This window comes from Klebsiella sp. A-Nf5 (assembly GCF_002810545.1).
Lineage (GTDB): Bacteria > Pseudomonadota > Gammaproteobacteria > Enterobacterales > Enterobacteriaceae > Klebsiella > Klebsiella variicola.
The window spans coordinates 133,920-159,551 of the sequence record NZ_PIOG01000031.1 but is presented as its reverse complement, the minus strand read 5'-3'; the positions used below and the strand labels follow the sequence as shown (position 1 = coordinate 159,551).

24 protein-coding genes are annotated in these 25,632 nt (G+C 58.7%); 15 read left to right on the top strand and 9 right to left on the bottom strand.

Annotated features, from left to right (window positions below; all coding sequences use genetic code 11):
• Positions 1 to 459, bottom strand: a 459-nt coding sequence (locus CWM53_RS04395; protein ID WP_206062602.1) for a deoxyribodipyrimidine photo-lyase, incomplete at its 3' end; no start/stop codon positions are given.
• Positions 460 to 642: 183 nt separating this feature from the next.
• Positions 643 to 852 carry a DUF2517 family protein gene (locus CWM53_RS04390; protein WP_162677839.1) on the bottom strand — a complete coding sequence of 70 codons (210 nt, stop codon included), beginning with the start codon at positions 850 to 852 and terminating at the stop codon, positions 643 to 645.
• 306 nt (positions 853 to 1,158) lie between these two features.
• Between CWM53_RS04390 and kdpF the strand changes: the two genes are divergently transcribed.
• From kdpF to kdpE, 6 genes are read left to right on the top strand one after another with little or no spacing between them, the layout of a single operon-like run.
• Positions 1,159 to 1,248 carry a K(+)-transporting ATPase subunit F gene (gene kdpF / locus CWM53_RS04385; protein WP_020323459.1) on the top strand — a complete coding sequence of 30 codons (90 nt, stop codon included), beginning with the start codon at positions 1,159 to 1,161 and terminating at the stop codon, positions 1,246 to 1,248.
• Entirely contained in the window at positions 1,248 to 2,927 is a 1,680-nt protein-coding gene (kdpA, locus tag CWM53_RS04380) for a potassium-transporting ATPase subunit KdpA (RefSeq protein ID WP_074386519.1), read from the top strand. The genes kdpF and kdpA overlap by 1 nt, the downstream gene beginning before the upstream one ends.
• Before the next feature lie 20 nt (positions 2,928 to 2,947).
• Positions 2,948 to 4,996 carry a potassium-transporting ATPase subunit KdpB gene (kdpB, locus tag CWM53_RS04375; protein WP_008805672.1) on the top strand — a complete coding sequence of 683 codons (2,049 nt, stop codon included), beginning with the start codon at positions 2,948 to 2,950 and terminating at the stop codon, positions 4,994 to 4,996.
• 10 nt (positions 4,997 to 5,006) lie between these two features.
• Positions 5,007 to 5,582 carry a potassium-transporting ATPase subunit KdpC gene (gene kdpC, locus CWM53_RS04370; protein ID WP_100675903.1) on the top strand — a complete coding sequence of 192 codons (576 nt, stop codon included), beginning with the start codon at positions 5,007 to 5,009 and terminating at the stop codon, positions 5,580 to 5,582.
• Positions 5,583 to 8,270, top strand: a complete 2,688-nt coding sequence (kdpD, locus tag CWM53_RS04365) for a two-component system sensor histidine kinase KdpD (RefSeq protein ID WP_074386521.1) — start codon at positions 5,583 to 5,585, stop codon at positions 8,268 to 8,270.
• Positions 8,267 to 8,944, top strand: coding sequence for a two-component system response regulator KdpE (gene kdpE / locus CWM53_RS04360; RefSeq protein WP_061155327.1), 678 nt, complete (start codon positions 8,267 to 8,269; stop codon positions 8,942 to 8,944). The genes kdpD and kdpE overlap by 4 nt, the downstream gene beginning before the upstream one ends.
• Here kdpE and CWM53_RS04355 read toward each other — a convergent pair.
• Genes CWM53_RS04355 through seqA form a run of 3 tightly spaced genes read right to left on the bottom strand, consistent with a single transcriptional unit; the run spans position 8,926 to position 11,638 of the window.
• Positions 8,926 to 9,363, bottom strand: coding sequence for an arginine:ornithine antiporter (locus tag CWM53_RS04355; RefSeq protein ID WP_074386522.1), 438 nt, complete (start codon positions 9,361 to 9,363; stop codon positions 8,926 to 8,928). The two genes, kdpE and CWM53_RS04355, sit on opposite strands and share 19 nt — an antisense overlap.
• A gap of 53 nt (positions 9,364 to 9,416) precedes the next feature.
• Complete coding sequence (gene pgm / locus CWM53_RS04350) at positions 9,417 to 11,057, bottom strand: phosphoglucomutase (alpha-D-glucose-1,6-bisphosphate-dependent) (RefSeq protein ID WP_074386523.1); 1,641 nt, start codon at positions 11,055 to 11,057, stop codon at positions 9,417 to 9,419.
• Positions 11,058 to 11,089: 32 nt separating this feature from the next.
• Positions 11,090 to 11,638 carry a replication initiation negative regulator SeqA gene (gene seqA / locus CWM53_RS04345; RefSeq protein WP_012542439.1) on the bottom strand — a complete coding sequence of 183 codons (549 nt, stop codon included), beginning with the start codon at positions 11,636 to 11,638 and terminating at the stop codon, positions 11,090 to 11,092.
• 183 nt (positions 11,639 to 11,821) lie between these two features.
• Between seqA and ybfF the strand changes: the two genes are divergently transcribed.
• The 8 genes from ybfF (at position 11,822) to CWM53_RS04305 (ending at position 19,480) form a co-directional block, all read left to right on the top strand.
• Positions 11,822 to 12,595 (top strand): esterase, encoded by a 774-nt coding sequence (ybfF, locus tag CWM53_RS04340; protein WP_100729333.1) that lies wholly within the window; start codon positions 11,822 to 11,824, stop codon positions 12,593 to 12,595.
• A 133-nt stretch (positions 12,596 to 12,728) separates the two neighbouring features.
• Positions 12,729 to 13,022, top strand: coding sequence for a LexA regulated protein (gene ybfE, locus CWM53_RS04335; RefSeq protein ID WP_074386525.1), 294 nt, complete (start codon positions 12,729 to 12,731; stop codon positions 13,020 to 13,022).
• A gap of 151 nt (positions 13,023 to 13,173) precedes the next feature.
• Entirely contained in the window at positions 13,174 to 13,704 is a 531-nt protein-coding gene (gene fldA / locus CWM53_RS04330) for a flavodoxin FldA (protein WP_002894765.1), read from the top strand.
• A 291-nt stretch (positions 13,705 to 13,995) separates the two neighbouring features.
• A complete protein-coding gene (fur, locus tag CWM53_RS04325) occupies positions 13,996 to 14,448 on the top strand; it encodes a ferric iron uptake transcriptional regulator (RefSeq protein WP_002894761.1) in 453 nt (150 codons plus the stop codon).
• A gap of 127 nt (positions 14,449 to 14,575) precedes the next feature.
• Positions 14,576 to 15,502: a tricarballylate utilization LysR family transcriptional regulator TcuR gene (gene tcuR / locus CWM53_RS04320; RefSeq protein WP_100729334.1), complete on the top strand. Its 927-nt coding sequence runs from the start codon at positions 14,576 to 14,578 to the stop codon at positions 15,500 to 15,502.
• A gap of 97 nt (positions 15,503 to 15,599) precedes the next feature.
• Complete coding sequence (tcuA, locus tag CWM53_RS04315) at positions 15,600 to 17,003, top strand: FAD-dependent tricarballylate dehydrogenase TcuA (protein WP_061155331.1); 1,404 nt, start codon at positions 15,600 to 15,602, stop codon at positions 17,001 to 17,003.
• Positions 16,990 to 18,129, top strand: a complete 1,140-nt coding sequence (gene tcuB / locus CWM53_RS04310) for a tricarballylate utilization 4Fe-4S protein TcuB (RefSeq protein WP_100675905.1) — start codon at positions 16,990 to 16,992, stop codon at positions 18,127 to 18,129. Before tcuA ends, tcuB begins: the two co-directional genes overlap by 14 nt.
• 55 nt (positions 18,130 to 18,184) lie before the next feature.
• Entirely contained in the window at positions 18,185 to 19,480 is a 1,296-nt protein-coding gene (locus tag CWM53_RS04305; protein ID WP_100631545.1) for an MFS transporter, read from the top strand.
• A gap of 51 nt (positions 19,481 to 19,531) precedes the next feature.
• On the opposite strand, the gene chiQ is transcribed toward CWM53_RS04305, so the two are convergent.
• Positions 19,532 to 19,867 carry a ChiQ/YbfN family lipoprotein gene (gene chiQ / locus CWM53_RS04300; protein ID WP_061156400.1) on the bottom strand — a complete coding sequence of 112 codons (336 nt, stop codon included), beginning with the start codon at positions 19,865 to 19,867 and terminating at the stop codon, positions 19,532 to 19,534.
• Positions 19,868 to 19,914: 47 nt separating this feature from the next.
• Entirely contained in the window at positions 19,915 to 21,318 is a 1,404-nt protein-coding gene (chiP, locus tag CWM53_RS04295) for a chitoporin ChiP (RefSeq protein WP_100729335.1), read from the bottom strand.
• Between the two features lie 230 nt (positions 21,319 to 21,548).
• On the opposite strand from chiP, the gene CWM53_RS32280 reads away from it, so the two are divergent.
• The gene (locus CWM53_RS32280) at positions 21,549 to 21,701 is read left to right on the top strand and encodes a hypothetical protein (RefSeq protein ID WP_411550375.1); all 153 of its coding nucleotides are present in this window, start codon (positions 21,549 to 21,551) and stop codon (positions 21,699 to 21,701) included.
• Positions 21,702 to 21,755: 54 nt separating this feature from the next.
• Here CWM53_RS32280 and glnS read toward each other — a convergent pair whose 3' ends face one another.
• Entirely contained in the window at positions 21,756 to 23,423 is a 1,668-nt protein-coding gene (gene glnS, locus CWM53_RS04285) for a glutamine--tRNA ligase (RefSeq protein ID WP_061155335.1), read from the bottom strand.
• 178 nt (positions 23,424 to 23,601) lie between these two features.
• The gene (gene nagE / locus CWM53_RS04280; protein WP_074386531.1) at positions 23,602 to 25,557 is read right to left on the bottom strand and encodes a PTS N-acetyl glucosamine transporter subunit IIABC; all 1,956 of its coding nucleotides are present in this window, start codon (positions 25,555 to 25,557) and stop codon (positions 23,602 to 23,604) included.
• Between the last annotated feature and the right edge of the window lie 75 nt (positions 25,558 to 25,632).

Sequence of the window (25,632 nt, the reverse complement as noted above, 5' to 3'; positions counted from 1 at the left end):
CGGCGTGAAAACTTTATACATTTCGCCGCCGCCGGTCATGACGCTGCCGGGCGGCAACAGGACGCTGTCGTCAAAGCCCTGGCAAATGACATCGCGCAAGGTGTTCTCAACGGCGGCATCGCGCTGACGTTCATTGAATTCGTACTGATAGTTGTAGAACAGGTGACTGACCTGGTGCTGCTGGCAGAAATGGGCCAGCCGTTCGACGCTGGCGGTAAAATCGTCCGCCTCTTCGACCCACAGCGGTATGCCCCGTTCCGCCAGCGCGGCGTGCAGACTGTGCAAATGGCTGGCGATAAACGCGGCCTGCCGCGGCGCCAGGTGATGCTCACGCCACTGCCCCGGGGTGGCGATATACAGCGCCAACACCTGCGCCTGCGGATCGCGGCAGGCGGCGGCCAGCGCCAGGTTATCGTGAATGCGTAAATCCGTGCGTAACCAGACCAGATGGGTGGCCATATAACTCCTCGATATCCGTCAGCAAAACTCATCTCATGATATAAGCCGGAAAAAATAGCGCGCTCCGGCAAAATAAGCACCTGCCAATTCCACTGCGGCGCATGAAAACGAGTGTAGACAAGCGACGAAAAAAAACCGCCGGGGGCAACCGGCGGTTATTGTTCTGCGTCGCAGCAGGGCGGATTAATAGAAATCGTGAGCGGCTTTTTCCGCCTGCGCCATCCACACCGGCTGCTCGCTGGTTTTCGACCACACTCGGTGCAGCCAGCTGTAGAAGCGGGCGCGATCTTTCCAGAACAGCATCACCGGCAGCGCCGCGACGCCAGCCACGACGGCGAAAGCACGACGCAGCAAAATAATATGAGCAGGATAAGCTTTGTACAACGCCATCATTTCTCTCCCCTTTCTCAGGCCGGCAAGCAGCGCCGGTAAAATTAATCATGTTTGTCTGAGCAAAATAATACCGCTCTGGTTGTAATTTTACTACTCATCCGACCACTAAAAAGCACGTATTTATACTTAATTTACATTCACCCCGTAAATTAGTTACGAAAAAGTTAAATTAATACTAATCATCAGTTAAATTGTGCCTTTGCCATTTTTATACTTTTTTTACACCGTGCCCGCCGATTTTTGCAAAATCTTTGCGCCGTAATTCCTATTCTCCTGGTAAATCAAAAAGACACCCGGAGGTGGATTGTGACTGCAGGCGTACTCACTGGCGTTGGGCTGGTGTTCCTGTTACTGGCTTATCTGGTTTATGCCTTGATACATGCGGAGGCATTCTGATGGCTGCCCAGGGATTTTTATTATTAGCCAGCTACCTGCTGGTGCTGCTGGTGCTGGCGCGCCCGCTGGGGACGTGTCTGGCGAGGATGGTGAACGATATCCCGCTTCCCGGCCTGGCCGGGGTCGAGCGCGTCCTGTGGCGCGTGGCCGGGATCCGCGCCGAGGAGATGGGCTGGCTGCAGTATTTGCTGGCAATCCTGCTGTTTAACGCGCTCGGCGGCCTGGCGCTGTTTGCCCTGCTGATGCTCCAGGGCGTGCTGCCGTTTAACCCGCAGCACCTGCCGGGGCTGTCGTGGGATCTGGCGCTCAACACGGCGATCAGCTTTGTCAGTAATACCAACTGGCAGGCTTACGCCGGCGAAAGCACCATGAGCTATCTCAGCCAGATGGTTGGCCTGACGGTACAGAATTTCCTCTCTGCCGCCACCGGGATCGCCGTGGTCTTCGCCCTGACCCGTGCCTTTGCCCGGCAGAAAATGTCCACCCTTGGCAATGCCTGGGTCGACCTGACACGCATTACCCTGTGGCTGCTGCTGCCGCTCTCCCTGCTGGTGGCCCTGTTCTTTATTCAGCAGGGTGTGCCGCAGAATCTGCTGGCCTACCAGCCCTTTACCACCCTCGAAGGGGCGCACCAGCTGTTGCCGATGGGGCCTGTCGCCTCGCAGGAAGCGATTAAGCTGCTGGGCACCAACGGCGGCGGTTTCTTTAACGCCAACTCCGCTCACCCGTTTGAAAACCCGACCGCGCTGACCAATCTCGTGCAGATGCTGGCAATCTTCCTGATCCCGGCAGCACTGTGCTTCGCCTTCGGCGAGGTAGTGAGCGATCGCCGCCAGGGGCGCGCCATCCTGTGGGCAATGACGCTGATCTTTATCCTCTGCGTCGCCGTGGTGATGTGGGCGGAAACTCGCGGCAACCCCCACCTGCTGACGCTGGGCGCCGACAGCAGCCTGAATATGGAAGGTAAAGAGAGCCGCTTCGGTATTCTCGCCAGTAGCCTGTTCGCGGTGATCACCACTGCGGCCTCCTGCGGCGCGGTCAACGCCATGCATGACTCCTTCACCGCGCTGGGCGGCATGGTGCCGATGTGGCTGATGCAGATTGGCGAAGTCGTGTTCGGCGGCGTCGGCTCGGGCCTGTACGGCATGCTGCTGTTCGTCATGCTGGCGGTGTTTATCGCCGGACTGATGGTCGGCCGCACCCCGGAGTACCTCGGGAAGAAAATCGATGTCCGGGAAATGAAAATGATCGCCCTGGCCATTCTGGTCACCCCGACGCTGGTACTGCTTGGCACGGCACTGGCGATGATGACCGAAGCTGGCCGCGCCGGGATGTTCAACCCCGGGCCACACGGCTTTAGCGAGGTGCTGTACGCCGTCACCTCGGCAGCCAATAACAACGGCAGCGCCTTCGCTGGCCTGGGGGCGGCGACGCCGTTCTGGAACCTGCTGTTGGCGTTCTGCATGCTGGTCGGCCGCTTCGCCGTCATCATTCCGGTGATGGCTATCGCCGGCTCGCTGGTGGTGAAGAAAATTCAACCAGCCAGTCCCGGTACCCTGGCCACCCACGACGCCCTGTTTATCGGTCTGCTGATCGGTACCGTGCTGCTGGTGGGCGCCCTGACCTTTATTCCTGCGCTGGCGCTTGGCCCGCTGGCTGAACACTTTACCTTACTTTGAGCGATGCGGAGCACCCTGTTATGAGTCGCAAACAATTAGCCCTGCTGGAGCCGACGCTGGTGCGCCAGGCGCTGCTGGATGCCGTGAAAAAACTCAGCCCGATGGTGCAATGGCGCAATCCGGTGATGTTTATCGTCTGGGTGGGCAGCCTGTTAACCACCCTGCTGGCGATCGCGATGGCTGGCGGCGCCCTGACCGGTAGCGCCACCTTTACCGCCGCCGTTAGTATCTGGCTGTGGTTTACCGTGCTGTTCGCCAACTTTGCCGAAGCGATGGCGGAAGGCCGCAGCAAAGCCCAGGCCAACAGCCTGAAAGGGGTGAAAAAAACGGCCTTCGCCCGCAAACTGCGCGCCCCGCAGCATGACGCGACGGTCGACCACGTGCCGGCGGAAGACCTGCGCAAGGGCGACGTGGTGCTGGTGGAAGCCGGGGATATTATCCCCTGCGACGGTGAAGTCATCGAAGGCGGCGCCTCGGTGGACGAAAGCGCCATTACCGGCGAGTCTGCCCCGGTGATCCGTGAATCCGGTGGCGATTTTGCCTCGGTGACCGGCGGGACACGCATTCTCTCCGACTGGCTGGTGATCCGCTGCAGCGTGAACCCGGGAGAAACCTTCCTCGACCGGATGATCGCCATGGTGGAAGGCGCCCAGCGCCGTAAAACGCCGAACGAGATCGCCCTGACGATCCTGCTGATCGCCCTGACGCTGGTGTTCCTGCTGGCCACCGCCACCATCTGGCCGTTCTCGGCGTGGAGCGGCAATGCAGTCAGCGTTACCGTGCTGGTCGCCCTGCTGGTGTGCCTGATCCCGACCACCATCGGCGGGCTGCTGTCGGCCATCGGCGTCGCCGGGATGAGTCGTATGCTCGGCGCCAACGTGATTGCCACCAGCGGCCGCGCGGTGGAAGCCGCTGGCGACGTCGATGTCCTGCTGCTGGATAAAACCGGGACCATTACCCTCGGCAACCGCCAGGCCTCTGCCTTCCTGCCGGCGCGCGGCGTGGAAGAGCGAACCCTCGCCGACGCCGCCCAGCTCTCCTCGCTGGCGGATGAAACCCCTGAGGGGCGCAGCATCGTGGTGCTGGCGAAACAGCGCTTTAACCTGCGCGAACGCGATCTGCAGTCGCTGCACGCCACCTTTGTCCCCTTTACCGCGCAAACGCGGATGAGCGGCATCAATATCGATCAACGCATGATCCGCAAAGGGTCGGTGGACGCCATTCGCCGCCATGTGGAGGCCAATGGAGGCCACTTCCCTGCCGATGTCGATAAGCAGGTGGAAGAGGTCGCCCGCCAGGGGGCCACGCCGCTGGTGGTCGCCGAAGGTGAAAAGGTGCTGGGGATTATTTCACTCAAAGATATCGTCAAAGGCGGCATCAAAGAACGTTTCGCCCAGCTGCGCAAAATGGGCATTAAAACGGTGATGATCACCGGCGATAACCGCCTGACCGCCGCGGCGATCGCCGCCGAGGCCGGGGTCGATGATTTCCTCGCCGAAGCGACGCCGGAAGCCAAGCTGGCCTTGATCCGCCAGTATCAGTCGGAAGGTCGGCTGGTGGCGATGACCGGCGACGGCACCAACGACGCGCCCGCGCTGGCTCAGGCCGACGTGGCGGTGGCCATGAACTCCGGCACCCAGGCGGCGAAGGAAGCGGGCAACATGGTCGACCTGGATTCCAACCCCACCAAGCTGATTGAGGTGGTCCATATCGGCAAACAGATGTTAATGACGCGCGGCTCGCTGACCACCTTCAGTATTGCCAACGACGTGGCGAAATATTTCGCCATTATTCCGGCAGCGTTTGCCGCGGTCTATCCCCAGTTGGCCATGCTGAACGTGATGGGCCTGCATTCGCCGTCGTCGGCGATCCTGAGCGCCGTCATCTTTAACGCGCTGATCATCGTCTTCCTGATCCCGCTGGCCCTGAAAGGGGTGAGCTATCGTCCGCTCTCCGCGTCGGCGATGCTGCGCCGCAACCTGTGGATCTACGGCCTTGGCGGTCTGCTGGTGCCCTTTATCGGTATTAAAGCCATTGACCTGCTGCTGACCCTGAGCGGTCTGGTGTGAGGAAAAAACTATGTCATTGATTCGTCCAGCACTTGTGCTATTTATTCTGTTAACGCTGCTCACCGGCGGCGTCTATCCTCTGCTCACCACCAGTCTGGGACAATGGTGGTTTAACTCACAGGCCAACGGCTCGCTGATCCGCCTGAACGGTGAGGTACGCGGCTCCGGACTGATTGGCCAGAACTTTAGCGCAGCTGGCTATTTCCAGAGCCGCCCGTCGGCCACCGCTGAGACGGCGGATAATCCGATGGCCTCGGGCGGCAGCAACCTCGCCGCCAGCAACCCGGTGCTGGATAAAGCAGTGAGCGAGCGCGTACAGGCTCTGCGCGCCGCTAACCCGGACGCCGACCCGCAGGTACCAGTCGAGCTGGTCACCACCTCGGCGAGCGGTCTCGATAACAACCTGACCCCGGCCGCCGCACTGTGGCAGGTGCCCCGGGTGGCTAAAGCGCGCCAACTGAGCGTTGAGCAGGTGACCCTGCTGGTGAATCAGGCCACACAAACCCCGCTGCTGAGCTTCCTTGGTCAGCCGGTGGTCAATATACTGCAACTCAATATGGCGCTGGATGCCCTGAAGGATAAGTAAATGAGTGACGAGCCGCTGCGCCCGGACCCTGACCGCCTGCTGCAGCACACCGCCGCCCCGCATCGCGGCAAACTGAAAGTGTTCTTCGGCGCCTGCGCCGGGGTGGGGAAAACCTGGGCGATGCTGGCGGAAGCGCAGCGGCTGCGCGCCCAGGGGCTGGATATTCTGATTGGCGTGGCGGAGACCCACGGCCGAAAAGAGACCGCCGCGATGCTGCAGGGCCTGAGCACTCTGCCGCCGCGGCGACTCGCTCATCGTGGGCGGTACGTCTATGAGTTCGATCTCGACGCCGCCCTCGCCCGCCGTCCGGCGCTGATTCTGGTGGATGAGCTGGCGCACAGCAATGCGCCCGGCTCCCGCCATCCGAAGCGCTGGCAGGATGTGGATGAACTGCTGGATGCCGGGATTGATGTCTTTACCACCGTCAACGTCCAGCATCTGGAAAGCCTGAATGACGTCGTCAGCGGGATCACCGGCGTTCAGGTGCGGGAGACCGTCCCCGATCCCTTCTTTGACGCCGCAGACGACGTGGTGCTGGTGGACCTCCCCCCTGACGATCTGCGCCAGCGGCTCAATGAGGGCAAAGTCTATATCGGCGGCCAGGCCGAGCGCGCCATCGAAAACTTTTTCCGCAAAGGAAACCTGATTGCGCTGCGCGAACTGGCCCTCCGCCGCACCGCCGACCGCGTCGATGAACAGATGCGCGCCTGGCGCGACCGCCAGGGCCAGGAGAAAGTCTGGCACACCCGCGATGCGATCCTGCTCTGTATCGGGCACAACACCGGCAGCGAAAAGCTGGTGCGCGCCGCCGCCCGGCTCGCCGCCCGCCTGGGCAGCGTCTGGCATGCGGTGTATGTCGAGACCCCTTCCCTGCACCGCCTGCCGGAAGCCCGGCGGCGGGCTATCCTCGCCGCGCTGCGTCTGGCCCAGGAACTGGGGGCCGAAACCGCCACCCTCTCCGACCCGTCGGAAGAGAAAGCGGTCCTCCATTACGCCCGCGAGCATAACCTCGGCAAAATCGTCATCGGCCGCCAGCGCAAACGCCGCTGGTGGGATCGCAGCGGCTTCGCCGACCGTCTGGCTCGCCATGCGCCGGACCTCGATCTGGTGGTGATCGCCCTCGATGAAAAACCGTCCCCCCTCCCTGCCCGGGCCAACGACAGCCGTACGGCGCTGGAAAAGTGGCGTCTGCAGCTGCAGGGCTGTGCGGTGGCGGTAGCGCTATGCGCCATCATTACCCTGGTGGCCATGCAGTGGTTGATGGCCTTCGAAGCCGCCAACCTGGTAATGCTCTATCTGCTGGGGGTGGTGATCATCGCCCTGGTCTATGGCCGCTGGCCGTCGGTGCTGGCGACGGTGATCAACGTTATCAGCTTCGATCTCTTTTTTGTTGCCCCGCGCGGGACGCTGGCGGTGTCAGATGTCCAGTATCTGCTCACTTTCGGCGTGATGCTCACCGTGGGCCTGCTTATCGGTAACCTTACCGCCGGCGTGCGCTACCAGGCACGGGTGGCGCGCTACCGTGAACGCCGTACCCGTCACCTGTATGAGATGTCTAAAGCGCTGGCGGTAGGTCGCAGCCCACTGGATATCGCCATCACCAGCGAGCGGTTTATCGCCTCCACCTTTCAGGCCCGCAGCCAGTTGCTGCTGCCGGACGCCCAGGGAAAACTGCTGCCCTTAACCCACCAGCCAGGGCTGACCCCATGGGATGACGCCATCGCCCGCTGGAGCTTTGATAAGGGCCAACCTGCCGGCGCCGGCACCGATACCCTGCCGGGCGTGCCGTACCAGATTTTACCCCTGAAGAGCGCCGTCCGAACCTGGGGGCTCTTAGTGGTGGAACCGGAGAATCTGCGCCAGCTGATGATCCCGGAGCAGCAGCGGCTGCTGGAGACCTTCACCCTGCTGGTGGCCAGCGCCCTGGAGCGCCTCACTCTGACCGCCAGCGAAGAGCAGGCCCGGCTGACCAGCGAGCGCGAAAGCCTGCGTAACTCGCTGCTCGCTGCCCTGTCGCACGATCTGCGTACTCCGCTGACCGTGCTGTTTGGCCAGGCGGAAATCCTAACTCTCGATCTGGCCAGCGAAGGTTCAAAACATGCTCCGCAGGCCAACGAAATTCGCCAGCATGTACTCAACACCACACGACTGGTGAACAACCTGCTGGATATGGCGCGGATCCAGTCCGGCGGCTTTAATCTGCATAAGGAGTGGCTGACGCTGGAGGAAGTGGTCGGCAGCGCGCTGCGCATGCTCGAACCGAGTCTCGGCGGCCAGCACATTCAGCTGGATTTACCCGATCCCCTCCAGCTGGTGCATGTCGACGGGCCGCTGTTCGAGCGGGTGCTGATCAACCTGCTGGAAAATGCCCATAAGTATGCCGGCGCCCGGGCAGACATCGGCATCCGCGCCGAGGCGGACGCCAGGCAGCTGTCGCTGGAAGTATGGGATAATGGTCCGGGGATCCCGACGGGCCAGGAACAGGCTATCTTTGATAAATTCGCCCGCGGCAACAAAGAGTCGGCGATCCCTGGCGTCGGGCTGGGCCTTGCCATCTGTCAGGCCATCGTCGACGTCCACGGCGGGACCATCTCCGCCAGCAACCGGCCCGAGGGCGGTGCCTCTTTCCGTGTTACACTGCCGAGAGAAGCGCCCCCTGAACTGGAAGAGCTACCTGAGGAATTGTGATTAACGTTCTGATTATCGAAGACGAACACGCTATCCGTCGCTTTCTGCGCACCGCGCTGGAAGCCGACGGCATGCGCGTATTTGAAGCGGAAACCCTGCAGCGTGGGCTGATTGAAGCCGCCACCCGTAAGCCCGACCTCGTGATCCTCGATCTGGGCCTGCCGGATGGTGACGGCATTGATTTTATTCGCGATCTGCGCCAGTGGAGCCAGATGCCGATTATCGTCCTGTCAGCGCGTAGCGAAGAGCATGACAAAATTGCCGCCCTGGATGCCGGCGCTGATGACTACTTAAGTAAACCCTTTGGCATCGGCGAGTTGCAGGCCCGCCTGCGCGTTGCGCTGCGTCGCCACGGCGCGGCGCAGGACGATGAGCCAGTGGTTCGCTTCGCCGACCTGGAGGTCAATATCCCCGCCCGCCGCATCCTGCGCGGCAGCGAAGAGATCCACCTGACGCCCATCGAGTTTCGCCTGCTGGCGGCGTTGTTGAATAATCCCGGTAAAGTACTGACCCAGCGTCAGCTGCTAAATCAGGTGTGGGGGCCTAACGCCGTGGAGCACAGCCACTATCTGCGGATCTATATGGGTCATCTGCGACAAAAGCTGGAGGCCGATCCGGCACGGCCGCAGCATCTGCTGACCGAAACCGGCATTGGCTATCGCTTTATGCCGTGAATCCCGCCTCTGCAGTACCAGAGGCTGGCGAGTTTCAGACCTTCAGAGAGCAGCAGAAAACCTGCCAGGATCGCTACATGCCTGATGCCGGCAGCCTGAATCAGCCACAGACCCAGTGACAGCGAAGGTTGCATAAACACCAGCCTGAGCGGCGCCTGCCCCCAGGCCAGCCACAACGCATAACGGCTCTGGCGGAAAAAGAGGATCATCGACAGCGGGATGCTGATAATCAGCAGAACATTCAGCGGGTACAGCCAGGCCGCCGCGGAGCCGTAAGTCTGCAGCAACTGGAGATAAGCCAGCAGATCGTCGTAAAAAGGGAGGCGGCGGTGGGCAATATTCCACCATAAGAATTGCAGGACGAAAAAGAGATCCATCCACGCCCAGAATAAAAACAGGGTCTTCCGTTGTATTTTCATCGCTATCCTTGCGAAAAAAATCAGGCCCTCAAGGGGCCTGATGTTTGGCTACGTTACGCGTTCTTCAGCACTTCACTCACAATCTCTACCGCTTCTTTTTCAATCAGCTTGCGATGCTCTTCGCCGAGGAAGCTTTCGCAGTAGATCTTATAGGCGTCTTCGGTGCCTGACGGACGCGCCGCGAACCAGCCGTTGTCGGTCATCACCTTCAGACCGCCAATCGCCGCCCCGTTGCCCGGCGCCGCGGTCAGACGGGCAGTGATCGGATCGCCCGCCAGCGTGTCAGCGCTGACCATTTCCGGAGAGAGCTTGGACAGCGCCGCTTTCTGCGCGGAAGTTGCGGAAGCCTGCAAACGGTTATAGCTCGGCGCACCGAAGCGTTCAGCCAGTTCGTTATAATGCTCCTGCGGGTTTTTCCCGGTCACCGCGGTGATTTCCGCCGCCAGCAGGCACATGATGATGCCGTCTTTATCGGTGGACCACGGCGTGCCGTCGAAGCGCAGGAAGGAGGCCCCGGCGCTCTCTTCGCCGCCGAAGCCGAAGCTGCCGTCGAACAGGCCGTCGACAAACCATTTAAAGCCCACTGGCACTTCCACCAGCTTGCGGCCCAGATCGTTCACCACGCGGTCAATCATCGCGGAGGAGACCAGCGTTTTACCCACCGCCACCTCTTTGCCCCACTGCGGACGATGCTGGAACAGGTAGTTGATCGCTACCGCCAGGTAGTGGTTCGGGTTCATCAGCCCGGCTGGGGTGACAATCCCGTGGCGGTCGTAATCCGGATCGTTAGCAAACGCCAGATCGAACTTATCGCGCAGCGCCAGCAGGCCCGCCATCGCACACTCTGAGGAGCAGTCCATACGGATGGCGCCGTCTTTATCGAGGTGCATAAAGCGGAAAGTCTGGTCAACCTGATCGTTCACAATGGTCAGATTGAGCTTGTAGTATTCGCCAATGCGTTTCCAGTATTCGATACCGGACCCGCCCAGCGGATCGACGCCCAGCGTCAGGCCCGCTTTCTGGATCGCCGCCATGTCGACGATGTCCGCCAGCCCCTCAATGAACGGCTGCACCAGATCCTGTTCTTTAACGTGACCAGAAGCCAGCGCCGCGTCCAGAGAAATGCGTTTCACGCCCTGCAGGCCCGCGGCCAGCAGTTCGTTGGCGCGGTTTTCCACCACTTTGGTGACGTTGGTATCAGCCGGGCCGCCGTTTGGCGGGTTGTACTTAATACCACCATCTTCCGGCGGGTTGTGTGACGGGGTGATCACAATGCCGTCTGCCAGCGGACCGCCTTTCTTGTTATGCACCAGAATCGCATTGGAGACCGCCGGCGTCGGAGTGAAGCCGTTGTTTTCCTGCACGATCACGTCAACGCCGTTGGCGGTTAACACTTCCAGCACCGAAATAAACGCCGGCTCGGAGAGAGCGTGGGTATCTTTGCCGACATAGCACGGACCGGTAATCCCGTTCTTCGCACGATCTTCCGCAATGGCCTGGGCGATGGCCAGGATATGCGGTTCGTTGAAGTTGTGGCGCGCCGCGCTACCGCGATGGCCAGAGGTGCCGAATTTTACCGCATGCTCCGCATTACCGACTTCAGGCTTCAGCACGTAGTACTGAGCAGTCAGTTGGGCGACGTTAATCAAATCACTCTGTTGCGCAGGCTGCCCCGCACGTTTATCGATTGCCATTGCCTGATCCTTCTGGTGCAAATGTTAAAAAGCTAGATCGTGCCGCAAACCTTTTCGATTAGCTCCGCAGGGAACTGCATCGACTGCATGATGTGCTCAATCATGCTGCATTTACGGCCGGTATTGGTATTAGTGATAACCCACCACGGTGTACCAGGAACCTGTTTTGGTTTGGTCTGATTACCGCTTTTCAGCAGCGTACGCGCATCTTCTGCGAAGTAGACGCGCGTGCGGCCATGCAGAGACTCAGTCGCCTCGGCAAATGCTTTATTGTCCAGGGAATAGAGGGTCGTCAACACCAGCATAAAACGGTTCACCGCGCGCTTCTGCTCGGCGTATTCATCAGATAACAGCAGCTCGCGCATGGCGCGGACTTTATCTTTCGCCGGGTTAGCGGGTTTCACCTCAACGGCAGGCGCTGGCGCCAGTGCCGGCGCGGCTTTGCTGACCGGTGTAGCCGGTTGGGAAACGGCGGAAAATTTCAGCATGCGCCGTAAAATGTCGGATGCGCTCTCGCCGATATGCAGAGTGTGGCTGGCAATATAGCGATAGAGTTCATCATCAACTTCAATTGTTTTCATCTTAATCCAGTGCGATATCTTTTCTGAATACAAATCGTTGGGATTATAAGTTCAAATCCCAACCGCGGATAGCGTCAAACCAGGATGGCGGTAAAACTCAGAAAACTTCTGGGTCTTGCAGCCGGATGGCAGAATGTCCAACATAATACCCTAACCCGACGGAGTGAAAAAAAGAACTTTGCCATGAAATTAAATAGCCGAGCGCAATCTGCACAGAATCCGCACAACCACTCCCCGATCGTGCTAGTCCACGGTCTGTTTGGCAGCCTGGACAACCTGGGCATCCTCGCCCGCGACCTGATCGCCGACCACGATATTGTACAGGTCGATATGCGCAACCACGGTTTGTCGCCGCGATCGCCAGAGATGACCTACCCCGCGATGGCGCAGGATCTGCTCGATACGCTCGACGCGCACCAGATCGAGCGCGCCACCTTTATCGGCCATTCGATGGGCGGGAAAGCGGTGATGGCGCTCACCGCGCTGGCGCCGGAACGCATCAGCGGACTGGTGGCGATCGATATCGCGCCGGTGGATTATCATGTGCGTCGCCATGACGAGATCTTCACCGCTATCCGCGCCGTCAGCGAATCCCCCGCCAACAGCCGCCAGCAGGCGGCGCAGGTGATGCGCGAGCATCTGCGGGAAGAAGGCGTGATTCAGTTTCTGCTGAAATCTTTTGTCGACGGCGAATGGCGCTTTAACGTGCCGGTGCTGTGGGACCAGTACCCGCATATTGTCGGCTGGGAAACGATTCCGGCCTGGCCGCATCCGACGCAGTTTATTCCCGGCGGCAACTCGCCCTATGTGACCGACGCCTACCGCGACGCGCTGCTGGCGCAGTTCCCGCAGGCCCGGGCGCACGTCATCGCCGGCGCCGGACACTGGGTGCATGCCGAGAAACCCGAAGCGGTGTTACGCGCCATCCGCCGCTATCTGACGAGCATCGCCGCCTGATTGGCTAAAATATGCCCGACCGCGCCGCAGAATGCCCGCGGTCGTTGGCGCAGCCGTTCGCCTGATGTATGATGGCGCGCTATCTGCGCCGGCTAGAGCCCGGCTGCTTGTTTCCCCGAAGTCACTCAGAATCATGGCAAAAGAACAAACGGACCGTACGACATTAGATTTGTTCGCAAACGAGCGTCGCCCGGGAAGACCGAAAACCAATCCGCTGTCGCGCGATGAACAACTGCGCATCAACAAACGTAACCAGCTGAAACGCGATAAGGTTCGCGGGCTGAAGCGCGTCGAGTTAAAACTCAACGCCGAGGCGGTCGATGCGCTCAATGAACTGGCGGAAGCGCGTAATATGAGCCGCAGCGATCTCATTGAAGAGATGCTGATGACGCAATTGCACGCCCTGCACAGCCAGGGAAAAGTCTAACTTTCCGCGAAAAATCCGCATTCGTGTAGCAGAGTGTGCAGTCGGGCGTGATTGCTGTTTCCGCGCCCTTGCCTGTTCTGCTATGATTGCCGTTATCTATGGGCATCGCGTCCCTACCACATCATTTAAGTTTCAAGAGGTTATTTTACTCATGGCAATCATCGGCATCTTTTTTGGCAGCGACACCGGCAACACCGAAAATATTGCAAAAATGATTCAAAAGCAGCTTGGTAAAGATGTTGCTGATGTTCACGACATTGCCAAAAGCAGCAAAGAAGACCTGGAAGCCCATGACATTCTGCTGCTCGGTATCCCCACCTGGTACTACGGGGAAGCGCAGTGTGACTGGGATGACTTCTTCCCGACGCTGGAAGAGATCGACTTCAATGGTAAACTGGTGGCGCTGTTCGGCTGTGGCGACCAGGAAGACTACGCAGAATACTTCTGCGACGCGCTGGGCACCATCCGCGACATCATTGAGCCGCGCGGCGCGACCATCGTCGGTCACTGGCCGACAGCCGGGTATCATTTTGAGGCCTCCAAAGGCCTGGCGGATGACGACCACTTCGTCGGCCTCGCCATCGATGAAGACCGCCAGCCGGAGCTGACCAACGAGCGCGTTGAGAAATGGGTGAAGCAGGTTGCCGAAGAGCTGCACCTCGAAGAAATCAAAAACGCCTGATGATTAAGCGGCGCAATCATTGAGTTGCGTCGCATTAATAGACAAAAGCAATCAAACTAATAGCTACAAGTTTTTAACTTTTAATCACATATCTGTACAATGTCCTCTGATTCTACGAGGCACGTGACGCAGTTTGTAGCTGGTGCCTCGTTTTTGACAGCAAACCAGGCCTGATGCTTGCAGTTTTCATTTACCAGTGGCAGTTCTATAATGAGACGCATTACGTCGGGTTAATTTCTGTATGACTTCCGTTGAAGGAAGTAGATCGTTTAGCAACAGGACAGATTCCGCATGACTGACAACAATACCGCATTAAAGAAGGCTGGCCTGAAAGTCACACTTCCTCGACTGAAAATCCTTGAAGTGCTGCAGGAACCGGATAACCATCATGTCAGTGCGGAAGACTTATATAAACGCCTGATCGACATGGGCGAGGAGATCGGTCTGGCGACTGTTTACCGCGTACTCAACCAGTTTGATGATGCCGGTATCGTGACTCGTCATAATTTTGAAGGCGGTAAATCCGTTTTCGAACTGACCCAGCAGCATCACCACGATCACCTGATTTGCCTCGACTGCGGCAAAGTGATCGAATTCAGCGATGACTCGATCGAATTGCGCCAGCGTGAAATTGCCTCCCGCCACGGCATCCGCCTGACCAACCACAGTCTGTATCTGTACGGTCACTGTGCGGAAGGTGATTGCCGCGAGGACGAACACGCCCACGACGCGGTGGAAAAATAATTTCCCGCTTCGCTGAGACTGAAAAGCCAACCTGCCGGTTGGCTTTTTTATGGGCGCCTCTGCCGCCCTTCCCGCTCTCGTCCCAAAGGTGACCTTCCCGCGTCCCCGTTTTGTCCGGAGAGTTGATATGGAACTTCGCCAGCTACGCTATTTTGTGCGCATTGTTGAAACCGGCAGCATGGGGCGCGCCGCGCTCGATCTCAATATCGGCGTCTCGGCGCTCAGCCAGCAGATCGCGCGCCTGGAAAACGAACTGGCCATTCGCCTGCTGCAGCGGACCTCCCGCGGGGTCACGCCCACCAGCGCGGGGCTCGCCTTCTACTCGCAGGCACAGCTGGCGCTGCGCCATGCCGATGATGCCATCCTCGCCGCCCGCGAGGCGCGCCTGTCAGGCCACGTTAGCGTCGGCATGGCCCCCAGCACCGCCTCCGTTCTCGGCGTCCCGTTCATCAATGCGATGCGCGAAAGCTATCCCGACGTGCGCCTGCATCTGGTGGAAAGCCTCTCCGGTAATCTGGAGCGGATGATCAACACCCGCCAGCTCGATTTAGCTATCGTCTTCCAGCAGGAGAAGATCCTGCGCTGGAGCGCCAGACCGGTGCTGGAAGAGCGCCTGTTCCTGATTGGCACCCATACGCTGTTGGCCCCCCTGCAGGAGGACCACATCTCTCCTGACCAGCTCACTTCCCTGCCGTTGATTATGCCAAGCCAGGGCCACGGCCTGCGCGGCAGGCTGGAGGCGGTTTGCCAGCAACACAATATCAGCGTTGAGGTGGTGGCGGACATTGACGGTCTGGCTCTGCTGATGCAGGCCGTGCGCAGCGGACTGGGGGCCACCCTGCAGCCCGGGGCCGCCATTTCCCATCTCGACCATCAGGCGCTAAGGGTGATCGACGTCGTTAATCCGGTACTCAGTCGCCCCAACTTTCTGGTCAGTCTGTCTGATGATGAACTCACTCCGGTAGGCCTTGCGGCTCGAGTGATACTCAGCAAAGTCATGCGTCAGCTGGTGGAGTCTGACCGCTGGCCGGGCGCTACCCTTTACGCTCACTAAACCCCTCTTTAGCACTACACCATAGCGCCCCACTGCCGTTACCACCTACATTTCCATTACAAATTTAACAATTAATTAAATTGTAAGGGAGCCGATAATGGTGGATGTACTGGTGATTGGCGGCGGCAATGCCGCGCTATGCGCCGCCTTAACCGCCCGGGAAGCTGGCGCCTCGGTGCTGCTGCTGGAGGCGGCGCCGCGGGAGTGGCGTGGCGGCAACTCGCAGCACACGCGTAACCTGCGCTGTATGCACGATGCGCCGCAGGACGTGCTGGTCGACAGCTACCCGGAAGAAGAGTACTGGCAAGATCTGCTGCGCGTCACCGAGGGTAACACCAACGAAGCGCTGGCCCGTCTGGTGATCCGCACCTCGTCACAATGCCGGGACTGGATGCGCCAGCACGGCGTGAACTTTCAGCCACCGCTCTCCGGCGCCCTGCACGTGGCCCGCACCAACGCCTTTTTTATGGGTGGCGGCAAAGCGCTGGTCAATGCCTATTACCGCAGCGCGGAGCAGATGGGGGTGCAGATCCGCTACAACACCCCGGTGCAGGCTCTCGAGCTGCGCAACGGCGAATTTGTCGCCGCGCTGGCGGGCGAGGAACGGATTGTTGCGAAAAGCTGCGTCCTCGCCGCCGGCGGATTTGAATCCAACCGCGAATGGCTGCGCGAGGCCTGGGGGCAAAATGACCGCGGTGAATGGCCCGCCGATAACTTCCTCATCCGCGGCACCCGCTTCAACCAGGGGGTGCTGCTCAAGTTTATGATCGACGCCGGGGCAGATATCATCGGCGATCCCTCGCAGTCCCACTGCGTCGCCATTGACGCCCGGGCGCCGCTCTACGATGGCGGGATCTGCACCCGCGTCGACTGCGTGTCGCTGGGGGTAGTGGTCAACCGCGATGCCGACCGCTTTTACGATGAAGGGGAAGATTTCTGGCCCAAACGTTATGCCATCTGGGGCCGGCTGGTCGCCCACCAGCCTGGACAGATCGGCTACTCGATCATCGACAGCAAAGCCATCGGCCACTTTATGCCGCCCGTCTTTCCCGGCGCTCAGGCCAACACCCTTCCCGAGCTGGCCCGCCAGCTCGGCCTGGACAGCGAACGCTTAACGCAAACCATCGCCGAATATAATGCCGCCTGCGCGCCGGGCCAGTTCGATCATACCCGCCTGGATAACTGCGCGACGGCAGGCCTGACGCCGCCAAAGACCCACTGGGCACGGCCCCTCGATACGCCGCCCTACTACGGCTACGCCCTCCGTCCGGGGATCACCTTCACCTACCTCGGGCTCTACGTCGACAAAACCGCCGCCGTCCACTTCGCCGGCAAACCCAGCCGTAATCTGTTTGTCGCCGGGGAAATGATGGCCGGCAACGTGCTGGGCAAGGGCTACACCGCCGGCGTCGGGATGTCGATTGGCACTACCTTCGGCCGCATCGCCGGCCAGCAAGCCGCCCGGGCGGCACAGCAGGAGAAACACCATGAAGTCGCTTGAGAAGCTGATCATTGACGCGCAGATCATCACCGAGCCGGAGGCGGAAGTCGAACGGGTGATGCAGGTGTGTAACGCCTGCCGCTACTGTGAAGGGTTTTGCGCCGTATTTCCGGCGATGACCCAGCGCCTGGCCTTTGGCAAAGCGGATATTAACTATCTGGCTAACCTGTGTCATAACTGCGGCGCTTGCCTGCACGCCTGCCAGTACGCGCCGCCGCACGAATTCGCGATTAACGTGCCAAAGGCGATGGCCGAAGTTCGGCTGGAGACCTATCAACACTACGCCCAGCCTGCGGCCTTTGGCAGCCTGTATCGCCGGGCTGGCGTGACCACCGTGCTGGCGCTGGTTGGCGGACTGATTTTCTTTCTGCTGCTGGCGATGGGGCTTAAAGGCTCGCTGCTTCACTCTCCTCTGGCCGGCGATTTCTATCAGATATTCCCGCATAACCTGCTGGCGTGGATGTTTGGTTCGGTCTTCGTGCTGGCGATTGGCTTACTGATGACCGGGGTGATCCGCTTCTGGCGCGAGATCTCCCCGGGCCAGCCGCAGCCTGTTGATATCGCAAAGGCCTCACAGGATGCGTTGACGCTGAAATATCTCGATGGCGGGCACGGCAAAGGCTGCAACGAAGCCGATGACGCCTTCACGCTGATGCGCCGCCGTTTCCACCACTTCACCTTCTACGGCTTTATGCTCTGCTTCGCCGCCACCGTGGTGGCCACGGGCTATCACTATTTCGCCGGCCTGGAAGCCCCCTACCCGTTCTTCAGCGTCCCGGTGCTGCTGGGGACCCTCGGCGGCATCGGCCTGCTGGTCGGCCCGGCTGGCCTGCTGTGGCTGAACCTGCGCCGGTCGCCATTGCACGGCGATGCGCGACAAAAACCGATGGACCGCGGCTTTATCCTGCTGCTGCTGCTGACCAGTTTCACCGGCCTGGCCCTGCTGGCGGGACGAGATACCTCGTGGATGGGCATCCTGCTCGCTGTTCATCTCGGGGTGGTGATGGCGCTGTTTTTAACCCTTCCCTACGGAAAATTTGCCCACGGATTTTACCGCTGTGCGGCGTTACTCAAGTGGGCGATTGAGAAGCGGCGCGGAAAACAGGTGGGCGTCGCCGGCGACTGACCCACTCCCTCTGAACCCAATAACAACAAGATAAAGACAATGGAGAGCACACCCTATGACGCAACAACCCACGCGCGCTGGCACCGTCGGCGCTATCCTCCGCGTGACCAGCGGTAATTTTCTTGAACAGTTCGACTTTTTCCTGTTTGGCTTTTATGCCACCTATATCGCCCGCACCTTCTTTCCGGCGGAGAGCGAGTTTGCGGCGCTGATGCTGACCTTTGCGGTGTTTGGTTCGGGCTTCCTGATGCGCCCCATCGGTGCGGTGGTACTCGGTGCCTATATCGACAGAATCGGGCGCCGCAAAGGGCTGATGGTCACCCTGGCGATCATGGGCTGCGGGACGCTTCTGATAGCCCTGGTCCCTGGCTACCACACCATCGGCGTGCTGGCGCCGATCCTGGTGTTAGTGGGCCGCTTGCTGCAGGGGTTCTCCGCTGGCGTCGAGCTTGGCGGGGTGTCGGTCTATCTGTCGGAAATCGCCACACCGGGCAATAAAGGGTTCTATACCAGCTGGCAGTCCGCCAGCCAGCAGGTGGCTATCGTCATGGCGGCGCTGATTGGCTATGCGCTGAACGCCACGCTGGAGCATGAGGAGATCGCTGACTGGGGCTGGCGCATTCCCTTCTTTATTGGCTGTCTGATCATTCCGCTGATTTTCGTGCTGCGCCGCTCGCTGCAGGAGACAGAAGAGTTCCTGCAGCGTAAACACCGCCCGGATACCAAAGAGATCCTGACCACCATCGCCAGCAACTGGCGCATTATTACCGCGGGGACGTTACTGGTGGCGATGACCACCACCACCTTCTATTTTATCACCGTCTATACGCCGACCTACGGCAGAGCCGTGCTGAACCTCAGCGCTCGCGACAGCCTGCTGGTGACCATGCTGGTGGGCATCTCTAATTTTATCTGGTTACCGATTGGCGGGGCGATCTCTGACCGGATCGGCCGTCGCCCGGTGCTGATGGGCATTACGCTGCTGGCGCTGCTCACCACCTGGCCGGTGATGCACTGGCTCACCGCCGCGCCCGATTTCACCCGTATGACGCTGGTCCTGCTGTGGTTCTCGTTCTTCTTTGGTATGTATAACGGCGCGATGGTGGCGGCGCTCACCGAAGTGATGCCGGTGTACGTCCGCACCGTGGGCTTCTCTCTGGCCTTTAGTCTCGCTACTGCCATTTTCGGCGGCCTGACGCCGGCTATCTCTACCGCCCTGGTCGAGCTTACCGGTGATAAAAGTTCACCGGGCTGGTGGCTGATGTGCGCCGCGCTGTGCGGATTCGTTGCCACCGCGCTACTGTTTGTACGCCTGAGCCGCGGCTATCAACCGGCGGAGAGTCAACGCTAAAAAAACAAACGGGCGGAGATGCGCTCCGCCCGTTTGCCACAGCCGTCTGACTTAATGGGGGGTATTATTATTGCTGCGGATCTCTTTCCAGATCTGGTCGCAGCGTGCTTTCACCGCCTGATCGTTGCCGGTACGAGTGGCCTGAATACACTGCTGGTAATCCAGCACGCGAACGCTCTCCTGGTTGGCAAACTGCTGGTGCTGTTTATCCTCTTTCAGCACATTCAGTACGCTCTGACAGGCTTCAATCTTGTCCGGATTCCCTTCCGCCGTATTAATACAGGCGCTATAGGCATCTTTGAGTTTGGTGTCTTCTTTTGGCGCTGGCGACGTGGCGCAGGCCACCAAACCCGATGCCATCATGGCAATAAGCAGCATTTTTTTCATCATTGTTCTCCCAGAGGTGCGGCAGGCTCACGCCCGCCGCGCAGGCATCAGAAAATAGTGAACGGGGCGATAACCATGAACTTCACGTCGCGCTCATCCTGGAAGATGTTGCCGTAGCCGCCGCTCCAGCTCGGAATATCGGAATGGTTGTCGTACTGGGTAAAGTGCAGTTTGAACAGGGTGCCCTTCGCCCAGCCTTCCTGCACGGTATACAGTGCATCCAGGCTGTAAGCTGACTCTTTCAGGCGATAGTTCGGATCGTAGTACGCATCCGGTGAGGACATTCTCCCCGGCTTCGCATCCCAGGCGTACACATAAGACGCGCCAAACGCCCAGCCCGGCATGTCCCAGTTTTTCATGTCATACATCGCGCCGAAGAAGACCGCTTTTTCGTCGTTGGCGTTGAAGTCGGAGCGGTTATCCCACCAGATATCAAGACGGCCGTTGGAAGAGGCGTAGGTTGGGGTCATACGCTGCAGGAAGTAGCCCTGCTGGCCTTCGGCCTTCACCCAGGTACCTTCCAGACGCAGGTCCAGCACATCCGCCACTTTATAGCCAAAGGTCAGTGCCTGCAGCCATGCGGTGCCGTCATAGATATCGTTGATGCCGCCGTTGCTGACCTTATCGCGGGTGCCATAGAACTGGTAGCTGGTGCTCAACGGCGCGCCAGCGACGTCAAATTTGTAGCTGGCTTTTGCAAAGTACTGATCGATATAGCCTTGTGCCTGACCAAATGCCGCTTCCAGCACCAGGTCATTTTTGAAATCATATTTGGCACCGACGGAGTGGAGATAATCGACTTTGGTTTTCTTGTCGTTCTGATAGAAGTCGTCCATCTCGATATGCCATGGCGCTTTATACTCGTTCGTCCACATATAGGAGAAACTTAATGCGCCCGCAGTACCGTAGTCGAAGTTAGCCCCGGCTTCCGCCCCCTGATAGGTACCTGGCATAAAGCTCCAGTGCGGCGCCAGCAGAGTCTGGCCGGTTGGCTGGATATAGCCCGCGCGCGCCCACGTCGGACCGTATTTGAATTTTGCTGCGGCCTTATACAGGCTGATGCCGCTCTTATCGCCAGAGTAATCTTCGTCATAGGCTTTGTTGCGCGACGAGAAGGCGATTTCGTTCGGGTGGCCACTATCGCCGTTCTCAGCCATTTCAATCGCGGTAAATGCAGCAATATCAAGGCCAAACATATCGGCGGCATAGCCGGACTGGAAGTCCAGGTTGGCGTTCCAGGTGGAGTGTGAAAGGTTGGTTTTATATTTGTCGCCGTCGGTCACATCTTTACGGTCACGCTCACGCTGCCAGTAATAGATACCGCCGGTTAAGGTTGAATCATCGATAAATCCTGCTGCACTGGCCTGCGGAATCACAACCCAGCCCGACATCGCGGTGACGGCGGCAATAGCCAGCGCCAGCGTACTACGTTTGCCACTAAACGTACGCATGTGCATATCCTCTTTGACGTTTTAAAAGGCGAAGACCAACGGTCATTCGCTAAAAAAATAAATAAAACTGCAAAATGTGGGGCGGTGAAAAAGGCCGCGAAACCACTGTAGATAGACTATTTTTCGTGACGCGAATTATCAATGTTTTTCGTGAGGCAAAGCTTAAGATTATGACAAAGCGCACATAATTTATGTCTTTTTGTTACAGTCTTATCTCTGATGATTTTGTTATGGAAGTCATTGCAAAATCAGGGAAAAAAGCGAGAATTGAAAGCGATTACATTGGTTTTTTGTATGTGACGGGAAACATCAGAAGCGCTATTTATTACCGTGCAGCAACAGGATTAATTCGCATCGCGAAAATAAAAAGTTTAATTAGCTGATTCTGAAACAAAAAAAAGCGCCGCAAGGTGCGGCGCTTTTACAGGAAGGGAAATTTATTCGCCGACTTTCGCCCAGGTATCACGCAGCCCGACAGTGCGGTTGAACACCAGACTGGTTGCGGTTGCATAGCGACTGTCGAGGCAGAAGTAACCTTCACGTTCAAACTGGTAAGCTTTGCCCGCTTCGGCCTGCGCCAGGCTCGGCTCCGCATATCCCTGCTTGATCACCAGTGATTGCGGATTGATCACCGCGAGGAAATCTTCCTCCGCACCCGGGTTCGGTACGCTGAACAGGCGATCGTAGAGACGGATCTCCACCGGCAGCGCATGCGCCGCACTCACCCAGTGGATCACGCCTTTGACCTTGCGACCGTCGGCCGGATCTTTACTCAGGGTATCGGCATCGTAGGTGCAGAAAATAGTGGTGATATTGCCTTCGGCATCTTTCTCCACGCGTTCCGCTTTGATCACGTAGGCATTGCGCAGACGCACTTCTTTACCCAGCACCAGACGCTTGTACTGTTTGTTGGCTTCTTCGCGGAAGTCAGCGCGGTCGATCCAGATTTCGGCGCTGAACGGCACTTCGCGGCTGCCCATTTCCGGCTTGTTCGGATGGTTCGGCATCGCCACCATTTCGCTTTCGCCCTGCGGATAGTTCTCGATAACCAGTTTCACCGGATCGATCACCGCCATCGCGCGCGGGGCGTTTTCATTCAGATCTTCACGAATGCACGACTCCAGCGACGCCATCTCAATGGTGTTGTCCTGCTTGGTCACGCCGATGCGTTTGCAGAACTCGCGGATGGATTCAGCGGTATAGCCGCGACGGCGCAGACCGGAAATAGTCGGCATACGCGGGTCATCCCAGCCTTCCACATGCTTTTCCGTCACCAGCTGATTCAGCTTACGCTTGGACATCACGGTGTATTCGAGATTCAGGCGCGAGAATTCATACTGACGCGGATGAACCGGAATACTGATGTTGTCGAGCACCCAGTCGTACAGACGACGGTTATCCTGGAACTCCAGGGTACACAGCGAGTGGGTGATGCCTTCCAGCGCATCGCTGATGCAGTGGGTAAAGTCGTACATCGGGTAGATGCACCACTTGTTGCCGGTCTGATGATGCTCAGCGAACTTAATGCGGTACAGCACCGGATCGCGCATCACGATGAACGGCGACGCCATATCGATCTTCGCGCGCAGGCAGGCTTTGCCCTCTTCGAAGCCGCCGCTGCGCATTTTTTCGAACAGCGCCAGGTTTTCTTCCACGCTGCGGTCGCGATACGGGCTGTTTTTACCCGGCGCTTTCAGGGTGCCGCGGTATTCGCGAATTTCATCAGGAGAAAGTTCATCAACATAGGCCAGACCTTTGTTGATCAGCTCAACCGCATATTGATGCAGCTGATCAAAGTAATCAGACGAGTAGCAAACGTCCCCGGACCAGTGGAAACCTAACCACTGCACGTCGTTTTTAATCGACTCAACGTATTCGATATCTTCTTTCACCGGGTTGGTGTCATCGAAACGCAGGTTGCATTGGCCCTGATAATCCTGCGCGATGCCGAAGTTCAGGCAGATGGATTTCGCATGGCCAATGTGCAGATAACCGTTCGGCTCCGGCGGGAAGCGGGTGTGAACGGTGGTATGTTTACCGGTAGCCAGATCTTCATCAATGATCTGACGGATAAAGTTAGTCGGGCGGGCTTCTGCCTCACTCATCACGGGTTCCTCAAAGCGTAAACAACGTATAACGGCACATGATCTTACAAGCAGGACGTAGTGACAACTATTAGTTACGTAAAATGGGTATCAGAAGAGGATTATGGGGCCGATTGCTGGAAAAAAAAGCGGCGAAGGTTTCCCTTCGCCGCTGAGGCATAAACTCGACTCAGGAGCCTTACTTGCCTTTAATCTCATACAGCGGCGTCTGGCCGGCAACAACCTTACCGCTCGCCAGTATCACCAGCGCGCTGTAGTCATCGCTGTTGCTGCAGACGACCGGACTGATCATCGAGCGCGCGTTGGCGTTGAGGAAGTCCAGATCCATTTCCAGAATCGGCTCACCGGCCTTCACGTCCGTGCCCTCTTCAACCAGACGTTTGAAGCCCTTGCCTTCCAGCGCCACGGTATCGATACCCATGTGGACGACGATTTCCGCGCCGTTGTTGGTTTCGAGGCAGAACGCGTGGTTAGTGTTGAAAATTTTCACCACGGTACCGGCGGCCGGGGCCACCACGATATTGCTGGTCGGTTTCACCGCGATACCGTCGCCGACGGCTTTGCTGGCGAAGGCTTCGTCCGGCACCTGCTCGAGGGCCACTACGTCACCGGTAATCGGTGAAACCAGCGACTCAACGGTCTTCGCGTTCGCTACCGCCTGCGGTTTTGCCGCTGGCGCTGCGGTGGCGACATTGCCAGCCGTTGCGGCTGCCGCTGCCGCTACCGGGCCACGGGTAACCACTTTTTTCATCTCATCGCCGATAGACTCTGCTTTCGCACCGACGATAACCTGGATGGTTTGCTTATTCAGTTTCACCACCCCGGATGCGCCGAGACGTTTACAGGCGGCGTCGTTCACTTTCGCCGAATCGCCCACGGTCAGACGCAGACGGGTGATACAGGCATCAATCGCTTTCAGGTTGTCAGTGCCGCCCACCGCGGCGATATAGCTGGTCGCCAGCTGGGTCAGCCCCTCTTCGGTGTTGCTGTTGGCTTCTTCAGTGACGACGTCGTCGGCTTTGTCTTCACGACCCGGCGTTTTCAGGTTGAACATGCGGATAACCGCGCTGAACAGCAGGAAGTAGACAAAGAAGAACACCACGCCCATCACCAGCAGCATCCAGACGTTTTTGCTGGCGGCCGGCAGGCTGTACATCAACACGTAGTCGATTGCACCCGCGGAGAAGGAGAAGCCCGCGTGGATCCCCAGCGCTGTTGCAATGAACAGGCTGATACCGGTCAGCACCGCGTGCAGGAGGTACAGCAGCGGAGCCAGGAACATGAACAGGAATTCCAGCGGCTCGGTTACCCCGGTCAGGAACGCAGTGATGGCAACAGACAGCAGCATACCGCCGACCATCGGACGACGCGCTTTCGGCGCCGCCAGATACATCGCCAGCGCCGCACCCGGCAGACCAAACATCATGATCGGGAAGAAGCCAGACATGAACATCCCCGCGGTGCCGTCGCCGGCGTAGAAGCGGTTGATGTCGCCGTGGAACACAGCGCCTGCGGCGTTAGTGAACTCACCAATCTGGAACCAGGCGATGGTGTTCAGCACCTGATGCAGACCAGTTGGGATCAGCAGACGGTTGATGAAGCCAAAGATACCGGAACCCAGCGCGCCAGCGGAGACGATCCATTCGCCACCCGCGTGGATAGCGTGCTGTACCGGCGGCCAGACGTAACCGAAGAGTGCGGCGAGGATCAGACAGAAGAAGCCGGTGGCGATCGGCACGAAGCGTTTGCCGCCGAAGAAGCTCAGGAAGTCCGGCAGCTTGATGCCGGCCCAGCGGTTGTACACCGCCCCTGCCACCAGACCGGTAATGATACCGGCCAGCACGCCCATGTTAATTTCCGGGTTGATGGTGACCATCGCTTTGGTCATCACGAAATACCCTACTGCACCGGCCAGCGCCGCAGAACCGGCGTTATCCTTGGACCAGCTTGATGCCACACCAATCGCGAAGATCAGCGCCAGATTGTCGAAGATTGCCCCACCCGCTTGCGCGATGAAGGGTACATTCAACAGGTCTGGTTGCCCGAAACGCAGCAGTAATGCCGCGACCGGCAGCACTGCGATAGGGAGCTGCAACGCCCTACCCAGTCGCTGAAAGAAACCTAAAATATTCATCTTATTCCCCCTATGAGACCCCGATGAGGCTCATTTACTAAGCCACTTTTTTATTGTGTAACAAGGTCGGTTTTA

What these genes read in the sequence shown, in the direction of transcription:
- pgm (WP_074386523.1), bottom strand. Translation starts at nt 11,057, where the DNA reads ATGGCAATCGATAAACGTGCGGGGCAGCCTGCGCAACAGAGTGATTTG.
- seqA (WP_012542439.1), bottom strand. Translation starts at nt 11,638, where the DNA reads ATGAAAACAATTGAAGTTGATGATGAACTCTATCGCTATATTGCCAGC.
- kdpA (WP_074386519.1), top strand. Translation starts at nt 1,248, where the DNA reads ATGGCTGCCCAGGGATTTTTATTATTAGCCAGCTACCTGCTGGTGCTG.
- CWM53_RS04390 (WP_162677839.1), bottom strand. Translation starts at nt 852, where the DNA reads ATGATGGCGTTGTACAAAGCTTATCCTGCTCATATTATTTTGCTGCGT.
- fur (WP_002894761.1), top strand. Translation starts at nt 13,996, where the DNA reads ATGACTGACAACAATACCGCATTAAAGAAGGCTGGCCTGAAAGTCACA.
- tcuA (WP_061155331.1), top strand. Translation starts at nt 15,600, where the DNA reads ATGGTGGATGTACTGGTGATTGGCGGCGGCAATGCCGCGCTATGCGCC.
- CWM53_RS04305 (WP_100631545.1), top strand. Translation starts at nt 18,185, where the DNA reads ATGACGCAACAACCCACGCGCGCTGGCACCGTCGGCGCTATCCTCCGC.
- CWM53_RS32280 (WP_411550375.1), top strand. Translation starts at nt 21,549, where the DNA reads ATGGAAGTCATTGCAAAATCAGGGAAAAAAGCGAGAATTGAAAGCGAT.
- fldA (WP_002894765.1), top strand. Translation starts at nt 13,174, where the DNA reads ATGGCAATCATCGGCATCTTTTTTGGCAGCGACACCGGCAACACCGAA.
- glnS (WP_061155335.1), bottom strand. Translation starts at nt 23,423, where the DNA reads ATGAGTGAGGCAGAAGCCCGCCCGACTAACTTTATCCGTCAGATCATT.
- nagE (WP_074386531.1), bottom strand. Translation starts at nt 25,557, where the DNA reads ATGAATATTTTAGGTTTCTTTCAGCGACTGGGTAGGGCGTTGCAGCTC.
- ybfE (WP_074386525.1), top strand. Translation starts at nt 12,729, where the DNA reads ATGGCAAAAGAACAAACGGACCGTACGACATTAGATTTGTTCGCAAAC.
- tcuB (WP_100675905.1), top strand. Translation starts at nt 16,990, where the DNA reads ATGAAGTCGCTTGAGAAGCTGATCATTGACGCGCAGATCATCACCGAG.
- CWM53_RS04355 (WP_074386522.1), bottom strand. Translation starts at nt 9,363, where the DNA reads ATGAAAATACAACGGAAGACCCTGTTTTTATTCTGGGCGTGGATGGAT.
- kdpB (WP_008805672.1), top strand. Translation starts at nt 2,948, where the DNA reads ATGAGTCGCAAACAATTAGCCCTGCTGGAGCCGACGCTGGTGCGCCAG.
- tcuR (WP_100729334.1), top strand. Translation starts at nt 14,576, where the DNA reads ATGGAACTTCGCCAGCTACGCTATTTTGTGCGCATTGTTGAAACCGGC.
- chiQ (WP_061156400.1), bottom strand. Translation starts at nt 19,867, where the DNA reads ATGAAAAAAATGCTGCTTATTGCCATGATGGCATCGGGTTTGGTGGCC.
- kdpD (WP_074386521.1), top strand. Translation starts at nt 5,583, where the DNA reads ATGAGTGACGAGCCGCTGCGCCCGGACCCTGACCGCCTGCTGCAGCAC.
- kdpC (WP_100675903.1), top strand. Translation starts at nt 5,007, where the DNA reads ATGTCATTGATTCGTCCAGCACTTGTGCTATTTATTCTGTTAACGCTG.
- chiP (WP_100729335.1), bottom strand. Translation starts at nt 21,318, where the DNA reads ATGCGTACGTTTAGTGGCAAACGTAGTACGCTGGCGCTGGCTATTGCC.
- ybfF (WP_100729333.1), top strand. Translation starts at nt 11,822, where the DNA reads ATGAAATTAAATAGCCGAGCGCAATCTGCACAGAATCCGCACAACCAC.